Origin of the sequence: Shigella sp. FC1544 (assembly GCF_001722145.1) — a bacterium.
Lineage (GTDB): Bacteria > Pseudomonadota > Gammaproteobacteria > Enterobacterales > Enterobacteriaceae > Escherichia > Escherichia coli.
Genome location: NZ_MECT01000063.1, coordinates 1 through 8,738 on the forward strand (window position 1 = coordinate 1; position 8,738 = coordinate 8,738).

Below are 8,738 nucleotides of genomic sequence, written 5' to 3' on the forward strand. Positions count from 1 at the left end.
CTGGCCGATAAACCGGGTCGGCGAACTGCTCCCCTGGCGCGTAGCACTGCCGACTGAATAACACATCCCCGTCAATACGGTTCTTGCTGCACGCTTACGAGCAAACCGGGATTGCGCTGCGCCGCAGCCAGACGCGGATCAGCGCCCGCCGCGCCCAGGCCAAAGAGTGCCAGCGTCTTGAAATCCCGAATATGTCGCCGCTGCTGTGCGTGCGCACCCTTAACCACCGTGACGGTGAAAGCAGCCCGGCGGAGTACTCCGTCAGCCTGACGCGCGCCGACATGATTGAATTCACTATGGAGCACTGAATGCACGCAGATATCGCGACCCGCCAGCACTGGATGTCCGTGCTGGCGCACAGCCAACCGGCTGAACTGGCAGCCCGCCTGAACGCGCTGAACATCACCGCCAACTATGAAGTGATCCGCACCGCCGAAACCGGCCTGGTACAGATTCAGGCGCGAATGGGCGGTACCGGCGAACGCTTTTTTGCCGGCGACGCCACGCTGACCCGCGCCGCCGTACGCCTGACTGACGGCACCCTCGGCTACAGCTGGGTGCTGGGGCGCGACAAACAGCACGCCGAACGCTGCGCGCTGATTGACGCGTTGATGCAGCAATCTCGCCATTTTCAAAACTTATCAGAAACCCTTATTGCCCCACTGGACGCTGACCGTATGGCACGCATTGCCGCACGCCAGGCCGAAGTGAACGCCAGCCGGGTCGACTTCTTTACGATGGTTCGCGGAGACAACGCATGACCCTGGAAACCGCTTTTATGCTTCCTGTGCAGGATGCCCAGCACAGTTTTCGTCGCCTGTTAAAGGCCATGAGCGAGCCGGGCGTGATTGTCGCCCTGCATCAGCTCAAACGCGGCTGGCAGCCGCTGAATATCGCCACCACCAGCGTGCTGCTGACGCTGGCTGATAACGACACGCCGGTGTGGCTTTCCGCGCCATTAAGTAACGATATCGTCAGCCAGAGCCTGCGTTTTCATACCAACGCGCCGCTGGTCAATCAGCCGGAACTGGCGACCTTCGCGGTAACGGATGAGGCGATTTCCAGCGAACAGCTCAACGCTCTTTCCAGCGGCACCGCTGTTGCGCCGGAAGCGGGCGCGACGCTGATTTTACAGGTCGTCAGCCTGAGCGGCGGGCGCATGCTGCGCCTTACTGGCGCGGGTATTGCCGAAGAACGAATGATCGCTCCGCAGCTGCCGGAGTGCATTCTGCACGAACTCACCGAGCGCCCGCACCCGTTCCCGCTCGGCATCGACCTGATCCTGACCTGCGGCGAGCGGCTGCTGGCTATCCCGCGAACCACTCATGTGGAGGTGTGCTGATGTACGTTGCCGTGAAAGGGGGCGAGAAGGAGATCGACGCCGCCCACGCCCTGCAAGAGAGCCGACGCCGGGGCAATACCGATTTGCCTGAACTGAGCGTCGCCCAGATTGAACAGCAGCTTAATCTTGCAGTAGATCGCGTGATGACCGAAGGCGGCATTGCCGACCGCGAACTGGCGGCGCTGGCGCTGAAACAGGCCAGCGGCGATAACGTCGAAGCGATTTTCCTGCTACGCGCCTACCGCACCACGCTGGCGAAGCTGGCGGTAAGCGAGCCGCTCGACACCACGGAGATGCGTCTCGAACGGCGTATTTCAGCGGTTTATAAAGATATTCCCGGCGGTCAGTTGCTTGGCCCAACCTACGACTACACCCATCGCCTGCTCGATTTCACCCTGCTGGCAAACGGCGAAGCGCCGACGCTGACCACCGCAGACAGCGAACAATCCCCGTCGCCGCACGTTTTCAGCCTGCTGGCGCGTCAGGGGCTGGCGAAGTTTGAAGAGGATAGCGGCGCACAGCCGGATGACATCACCCGCACGCCGCCAGTTTACCCCTGTTCACGTTCTTCCCGTTTGCAGCAGTTGATGCGCGGCGACGAAGGCTATTTGCTGGCGCTGGCCTACTCTACCCAGCGCGGTTACGGACGCAATCACCCGTTCGCGGGCGAAATCCGCAGTGGTTACATCGACGTGTCGATTATGCCGGAAGAGCTGGGATTTGCGGTGAACGTCGGCGAACTGCTGATGACCGAGTGTGAAATGGTCAACGGTTTTATTGACCCGCCGGATGAGCCGCCGCACTTCACGCGCGGCTACGGGCTGGTGTTCGGCATGAGCGAGCGCAAAGCGATGGCGATGGCGCTGGTTGACCGTGCGTTGCAGGCTCCGGAGTACGGCGAGCACGCGACAGGCCCGGCGCAGGATGAAGAGTTCGTGCTGGCACATGCCGACAACGTCGAAGCCGCAGGCTTTGTCTCGCACCTCAAACTCCCCCACTACGTCGATTTCCAGGCCGAACTGGAGCTACTCAAACGTCTGCAACAGGAGCAGAACCATGGCTAATCTGAGCGGCTACAACTTTGCCTACCTCGACGAGCAGACCAAACGCATGATCCGCCGCGCCATCTTAAAAGCGGTGGCGATCCCCGGTTATCAGGTGCCGTTTGGCGGGCGCGAGATGCCGATGCCCTACGGCTGGGGAACCGGCGGCATTCAGCTCACCGCCAGCGTGATTGGCGAAAGCGACGTGCTGAAGGTGATTGACCAGGGCGCAGACGACACCACCAACGCCGTGTCGATTCGCAACTTCTTTAAGCGCGTGACCGGGGTAAACACCACTGAACGTACGGACGATGCGACGCTTATCCAGACGCGCCATCGCATCCCCGAAACGCCGCTGACCGAAGATCAGATCATTATCTTCCAGGTGCCGATCCCCGAACCGCTGCGCTTTATCGAGCCGCGCGAAACGGAAACCCGCACCATGCACGCGCTGGAAGAGTACGGCGTGATGCAGGTGAAACTGTATGAAGATATCGCCCGCTTCGGTCATATCGCCACTACCTACGCCTATCCGGTGAAGGTGAACGGGCGCTACGTGATGGACCCGTCGCCGATCCCGAAATTCGATAACCCAAAAATGGACATGATGCCCGCCCTGCAACTGTTCGGCGCGGGGCGCGAGAAGCGCATCTATGCGGTGCCGCCGTTTACCCGCGTGGAAAGTCTCGATTTCGACGATCACCCGTTCACCGTTCAGCAGTGGGATGAGCCATGCGCCATCTGCGGATCGACCCACAGCTATCTTGATGAAGTGGTGCTGGATGACGCCGGAAACCGCATGTTTGTCTGCTCCGATACCGATTATTGCCGCCAACAGAGCGAGGCAAAAAACCAATGAATCAACCGTTACTTTCGGTCAATAACCTGACCCACCTTTACGCGCCGGGCAAAGGCTTTAGCGATGTCTCTTTTGATTTATGGCCGGGGGAAGTGCTGGGCATTGTCGGGGAGTCCGGCTCCGGAAAGACCACGCTGCTGAAATCAATCTCCGCGCGCCTGACGCCGCAGCAGGGGGAGATTCACTATGAGAGCCGTTCGCTGTACGCAATGAGCGAGGCCGACCGCCGTCGCCTGCTGCGCACCGAATGGGGCGTAGTGCATCAGCATCCGCTCGACGGCCTGCGCCGCCAGGTGTCGGCAGGCGGCAATATCGGCGAGCGGCTGATGGCGACCGGGGCACGTCATTACGGCGATATTCGTGCCACCGCGCAGAAGTGGCTGGAAGAGGTGGAAATTCCCGCCAACCGGATCGACGACCTGCCGACCACCTTTTCCGGCGGCATGCAGCAACGTTTGCAGATCGCCCGCAACCTGGTGACGCATCCGAAGCTGGTGTTTATGGACGAGCCGACCGGCGGACTGGATGTGTCGGTACAGGCACGCCTGCTCGACCTGCTGCGCGGCCTGGTGGTGGAGCTGAACCTCGCGGTAGTGATTGTCACCCACGATTTAGGCGTCGCCCGCCTGCTGGCGGACCGTTTGCTGGTGATGAAGCAGGGGCAAGTGGTGGAGAGTGGGTTAACCGACCGCGTGCTCGACGACCCGCACCATCCGTATACACAACTGCTGGTGTCATCGTTTTTGCAGAATTGAGCCGGTGCCGGATGCGGCGTAAACGCCTTATCCGGCCTACAAATGCGCTCCCCGTAGGTCGGATAAGACGCGTCAGCGTCGCATCCGACACCCGAACCACGAGGCGAAAAATGATTAACGTACAAAACGTCAGTAAAACCTTCATCCTGCATCAGCAAAACGGCGTACGCCTGCCCGTCTTACAACGTGCCTCGCTCACCGTCAACGCAGGCGAATGCGTGGTGCTCCACGGTCACTCCGGCAGCGGCAAATCAACCCTGCTGCGCTCGCTGTACGCCAACTATCTACCCGACGAAGGTCAAATCCAGATCAAACACGGTGACGAGTGGGTAGACCTGGTCACCGCGCCAGCGCGCAAAGTGGTGGAAATCCGCAAAACCACAGTCGGCTGGGTGAGCCAGTTTCTGCGCGTCATCCCGCGTATCTCAGCACTGGAAGTGGTGATGCAGCCGCTGCTCGATACCGGCGTTCCGCGTGAAGCCTGCGCCGCTAAAGCCGCGCGTCTTCTCACCCGCCTGAACGTGCCGGAACGCCTGTGGCACCTGGCACCATCGACCTTCTCCGGCGGCGAACAGCAGCGCGTCAACATCGCCCGCGGCTTTATCGTCGACTACCCCATTCTGCTGCTCGACGAACCTACCGCCTCGCTGGACGCCAAAAACAGCGCCGCGGTGGTGGAACTGATTCACGAAGCCAAAGCCCGTGGCGCAGCCATCGTCGGCATCTTCCATGACGAAGCTGTACGTAATGACGTCGCCGACCGCCTGCACCCAATGGGAGCCTCTTCATGATTATCAATAACGTTAAGCTGGTGCTGGAAAACGAGGTGGTGCACGGTTCGCTGGAGGTGCAGGATGGCGAAATCCGCGCCTTTGCCGAAAGCCAGAGCCGCCTGCCAGAAGCGATGGACGGCGAAGGTGGCTGGCTACTACCCGGCCTGATTGAGCTGCATACCGACAACCTCGATAAATTCTTCACCCCGCGCCCGAAAGTCGACTGGCCCGCCCATTCGGCGATGAGCAGCCACGACGCGCTGATGGTGGCAAGCGGCATCACCACCGTGCTGGACGCGGTGGCGATTGGCGACGTGCGCGACGGCGGCGATCGGCTGGAGAATCTGGAGAAGATGATCAACACCATCGAAGAGACGCAGAAACGCGGCGTCAACCGCGCCGAGCACCGTCTGCACCTGCGCTGCGAGCTGCCGCATCACACCACACTGCCGCTGTTTGAAAAACTGGTTCAGCGCGAACCGGTGACGCTGGTGTCGCTGATGGACCACTCACCGGGCCAGCGCCAGTTCGCTAACCGCGAGAAGTATCGCGAATATTATCAGGGCAAATACTCCCTCACCGATGCGCAGATGCAGCAGTACGAAGAAGAGCAATTGGCGCTCGCCGCACGCTGGTCGCAGCCGAATCGCGAATCCATCGCCGCCCTGTGCCGCGCGCGACAAGTTGCGCTCGCCAGCCACGATGACGCCACGCACGCCCACGTTGCCGAATCCCACCAACTTGGCAGCGTGATCGCCGAATTTACCACCACGTTCGAAGCGGCGGAAGCCTCGCGTAAGCATGGCATGAACGTGCTGATGGGTGCGCCAAATATCGTGCGTGGCGGCTCGCACTCCGGCAATGTGGCGGCCAGTGAACTGGCGCAGCTTGGTCTGCTGGATATCCTCTCTTCCGACTACTACCCCGCCAGCCTGCTGGATGCGGCGTTCCGCGTCGCCGATGACGAGAGCAACCGCTTTACGCTACCGCAGGCGGTGAGGCTGGTGACCAAAAATCCGGCGCAGGCGCTGAATCTTCAGGATCGCGGGGTGATTGGCGAGGGTAAACGCGCTGACCTGGTGCTGGCGCATCGCCAGGGCAATCACATTCATATCGACCACGTCTGGCGTCAGGGTAAAAGGGTGTTCTGATGATGGGAAAACTGATTTGGTTAATGGGGCCGTCCGGCTCCGGGAAAGACAGCCTGCTGGCGGAACTCCGCCTGCGGGAACAAACGCAGTTACTGGTGGCGCATCGCTACATCACGCGCGACGCCAGCGCCGGAAGTGAAAACCATATCGCCCTGAGTGAGCGGGAGTTTTTTACCCGCGCGGGGCAAAACCTGCTGGCCTTAAGCTGGCACGCTAACGGTCTGTATTATGGCGTCGGCATCGAGATTGACCTCTGGCTGCACGCTGGATTCGACGTAGTCGTCAACGGTTCACGCGCGCATTTGCCGCAGGCACGGGCGCGCTATCAATCGGCGCTGCTGCCCGTCTGTTTACAGGTTTCGCCGGAGATCCTGCGCCAGCGCCTGAAAAACCGTGGCCGTGAAAACACCAGTGAAATTAACGCCCGGCTGGCGCGCGCCGCCCGCTATACTCCACAGGATTGCCATACGCTCAACAATGACGGCAGCCTGCGCCAGTCGGTCGACACACTGCTGACGCTGATTCATCAGAAGGAGAAACACCATGCCTGCTTGTGAGCTTCGCCCGGCCACGCAGTACGATACCGACGCGGTTTACGCGCTGATTTGTGAGCTAAAACAGGCGGAGTTTGACCACCACGCGTTTCGCGTGGGCTTTAACGCCAACCTGCGCGACCCGAGCATGCGCTACCATCTGGCGCTGCAGGATGGCGAAGTTGTCGGCATGATCGGCCTGCATTTGCAGTTTCATCTGCATCATGTCAACTGGATCGGCGAAATTCAGGAACTGGTGGTGATGCCGCAGGCGTGCGGTCTGAACGTCGGCAGTAAGTTACTGGCGTGGGCAGAAGAAGAAGCCCGCCAGGCCGGGGCCGAAATGACCGAACTTTCCACCAACGTGAAGCGCCACGACGCGCACCGTTTTTACCTGCGTGAAGGCTACGAGCAGAGCCACTTCCGCTTCACCAAGGCGCTGTAACATGAGCCTGACCCTCACGCTCACCGGCACCGGCGGCGCACAGGGCGTTCCGGCATGGGGCTGCGAGTGCGTAGCCTGCGCCAGAGCGCGGCGCTCACCGCAGTATCGCCGCCAGCCATGCAGCGGCGTAGTGAAGTTTAACGACGCAATCACCCTGATCGACGCCGGGCTGCACGATCTCGCCGATCGCTGGTCGCCCGGATCGTTCCAGCAGTTTTTGCTGACGCACTACCATATGGATCACGTGCAGGGGCTATTCCCGCTGCGCTGGGGCGTGGGCGATCCGATCCCGGTTTACGGCCCGCCGGATGAACAGGGCTGCGACGATCTGTTTAAACATCCGGGCCTGCTTGATTTCAGCCACACGGTGGAACCGTTTGTGGTGTTTGATTTGCAGGGGTTACAGGTCACGCCCCTGCCGCTCAACCACTCAAAACTGACCTTCGGTTATCTGCTGGAAACGGCACACAGCCGGGTGGCGTGGCTGTCTGACACCGCAGGCTTGCCGGAAAAAACGCTGAAATTTTTACGCAATAATCAGCCGCAGGTAATGGTGATTGATTGCAGCCACCCGCCGCGCGAGGATGCGCCACGTAGTCACTGTGATTTAAACACCGTGCTGGCGCTGAATCAGGTTATCCGCTCGCCACGGGTGATTCTGACCCATATCAGCCACCAGTTTGATGCGTGGCTGATGGAAAACGCACTGCCGTCGGGGTTTGAGGCGGGGTTTGATGGGATGGAGATTGGGGTGGCGTGATGAGAGGGAATGTGCGCGCTGGCCCCCTCACCCTAACCCTCTCCCCAGAGGGGCGAGGGGACCGATTGTACTCGATATTGAATATTGCGCTGGTTTTCTCCCTCTCCCCATTGGGGTGAGGGGCGATGCCTGCTCCATACCCAACCTCATCGCCCATACTCATCTTCCATTCTCCGCTCTTCATCTTCTAGCTGCCGACGCTCCTGATCAAGCTGGCGCTGGCGATCGTCCAGCTGCCTGCGGCGATCTTCAAACTGGCGGCGGCGGTCGTCATATTGTCTGCGCCGATCGTCGCTCACTTCACGCTGCCAGCCGTCGTCGCGCGAATCTTCATAGTCTCGCCCACGGTCAGGGTTATAAGCGTCGTTAATCGCCTGCTGAATATTGCCAATGGTGTCGTCGATAATATCGGCCTGGGCCGGAACGGTGGACAGCGTGAGCAGGGTGAATAAAAGAAATAGCGGAAAGCGTTTCATTAGCCAACCTCAAAAAGAAACTCTATCCACATTAATCATTACTCATCCATGCAAGTAGTGGATGAATCTCAATTTCTCCGCTGCTCTATTGCCGTAATCGCCTCCACGCGTTGTTGATGACGACCGCCTTCGTACTGTGCGCCCAGCCACGCATCCACAATCATTTTTGCCAGTTCGAGGCCAACCACTCGTGAACCAAAAGCCAGTGCAACTTCACTGGCATAATGCGGATAATCAGTGCGCTCTGACGACCTGGTGTCTTTATCAATCACCTCACTCATTGACCATGAATAAAAGGCTGGCACAGCAACGCAGAATCCTGCGGTGCCAGCGACATGACCGCCCATTGCTCCGGTACGTTTTTTAAAAAGAAACACCGGTTGCATTGATAAATTGTGCTCAGTATTTGCCGAAGTACAATATATATAATAAATATATAAAACACCTCATATTATTTACAGAGATAATAAATTCGCGTAATTTTCGTAAGCGTAAACTGACCGCCGTATGTAGCCATTAAGCCTGTATTGGTAACGTAGGTGCCCACCTTTTCAACTAGTGGACACCTGTTATGGAACAGAAAGCATTATCTGCAGAACCC

The 8,738-nt window shown here is 59.3% G+C and carries 12 protein-coding genes and 1 pseudogene; 11 read left to right on the forward strand and 2 right to left on the reverse strand.

Annotated features, from left to right (window positions below; genetic code table 11):
• Nucleotides 1-98: 98 nt before the first annotated feature.
• From BGK49_RS04790 to phnP, 11 genes and pseudogenes are all read left to right on the forward strand, one after another.
• A pseudogene (locus BGK49_RS04790) lies at nucleotides 99-308 on the forward strand (UTRA domain-containing protein); the annotation flags it as partial.
• A complete protein-coding gene (gene phnG / locus BGK49_RS04795; RefSeq protein ID WP_000542751.1) occupies nucleotides 309-761 on the forward strand; it encodes a phosphonate C-P lyase system protein PhnG in 453 nt (150 codons plus the stop codon).
• Complete coding sequence (gene phnH, locus BGK49_RS04800; RefSeq protein ID WP_000171616.1) at nucleotides 758-1,342, forward strand: phosphonate C-P lyase system protein PhnH; 585 nt, start codon at nucleotides 758-760, stop codon at nucleotides 1,340-1,342. Before phnG ends, phnH begins: the two co-directional genes overlap by 4 nt.
• Nucleotides 1,342-2,406 carry an alpha-D-ribose 1-methylphosphonate 5-triphosphate synthase subunit PhnI gene (phnI, locus tag BGK49_RS04805; RefSeq protein WP_005045173.1) on the forward strand — a complete coding sequence of 355 codons (1,065 nt, stop codon included), beginning with the start codon at nucleotides 1,342-1,344 and terminating at the stop codon, nucleotides 2,404-2,406. The genes phnH and phnI overlap by 1 nt, the downstream gene beginning before the upstream one ends.
• Nucleotides 2,399-3,244 carry an alpha-D-ribose 1-methylphosphonate 5-phosphate C-P-lyase PhnJ gene (gene phnJ, locus BGK49_RS04810; RefSeq protein ID WP_000002283.1) on the forward strand — a complete coding sequence of 282 codons (846 nt, stop codon included), beginning with the start codon at nucleotides 2,399-2,401 and terminating at the stop codon, nucleotides 3,242-3,244. Before phnI ends, phnJ begins: the two co-directional genes overlap by 8 nt.
• On the forward strand, nucleotides 3,241-3,999 hold the full coding sequence (gene phnK / locus BGK49_RS04815; protein WP_001075525.1) for a phosphonate C-P lyase system protein PhnK: 759 nt from the start codon (nucleotides 3,241-3,243) through the stop codon (nucleotides 3,997-3,999). The genes phnJ and phnK overlap by 4 nt, the downstream gene beginning before the upstream one ends.
• Before the next feature lie 110 nt (nucleotides 4,000-4,109).
• Nucleotides 4,110-4,790, forward strand: a complete 681-nt coding sequence (gene phnL / locus BGK49_RS04820) for a phosphonate C-P lyase system protein PhnL (protein WP_000611423.1) — start codon at nucleotides 4,110-4,112, stop codon at nucleotides 4,788-4,790.
• Nucleotides 4,787-5,923 carry an alpha-D-ribose 1-methylphosphonate 5-triphosphate diphosphatase gene (phnM, locus tag BGK49_RS04825; protein WP_000586303.1) on the forward strand — a complete coding sequence of 379 codons (1,137 nt, stop codon included), beginning with the start codon at nucleotides 4,787-4,789 and terminating at the stop codon, nucleotides 5,921-5,923. The genes phnL and phnM overlap by 4 nt, the downstream gene beginning before the upstream one ends.
• Nucleotides 5,923-6,480 carry a ribose 1,5-bisphosphokinase gene (gene phnN, locus BGK49_RS04830; protein WP_000971894.1) on the forward strand — a complete coding sequence of 186 codons (558 nt, stop codon included), beginning with the start codon at nucleotides 5,923-5,925 and terminating at the stop codon, nucleotides 6,478-6,480. The genes phnM and phnN overlap by 1 nt, the downstream gene beginning before the upstream one ends.
• On the forward strand, nucleotides 6,467-6,901 hold the full coding sequence (gene phnO / locus BGK49_RS04835) for an aminoalkylphosphonate N-acetyltransferase (protein ID WP_069375699.1): 435 nt from the start codon (nucleotides 6,467-6,469) through the stop codon (nucleotides 6,899-6,901). Before phnN ends, phnO begins: the two co-directional genes overlap by 14 nt.
• A 1-nt stretch (nucleotide 6,902) precedes the next feature.
• Nucleotides 6,903-7,661 carry a phosphonate metabolism protein PhnP gene (gene phnP / locus BGK49_RS04840; RefSeq protein ID WP_000059947.1) on the forward strand — a complete coding sequence of 253 codons (759 nt, stop codon included), beginning with the start codon at nucleotides 6,903-6,905 and terminating at the stop codon, nucleotides 7,659-7,661.
• A 146-nt stretch (nucleotides 7,662-7,807) separates the two neighbouring features.
• Here the strand turns inward: phnP and yjdP are convergent, their stop codons facing one another.
• The gene (yjdP, locus tag BGK49_RS04845) at nucleotides 7,808-8,137 is read right to left on the reverse strand and encodes a DDRRRQL repeat protein YjdP (protein ID WP_000819746.1); all 330 of its coding nucleotides are present in this window, start codon (nucleotides 8,135-8,137) and stop codon (nucleotides 7,808-7,810) included.
• A 68-nt stretch (nucleotides 8,138-8,205) separates the two neighbouring features.
• Entirely contained in the window at nucleotides 8,206-8,523 is a 318-nt protein-coding gene (locus BGK49_RS04850; protein WP_001183287.1) for an RpiB/LacA/LacB family sugar-phosphate isomerase, read from the reverse strand.
• Nucleotides 8,524-8,738 lie beyond the last annotated feature (215 nt).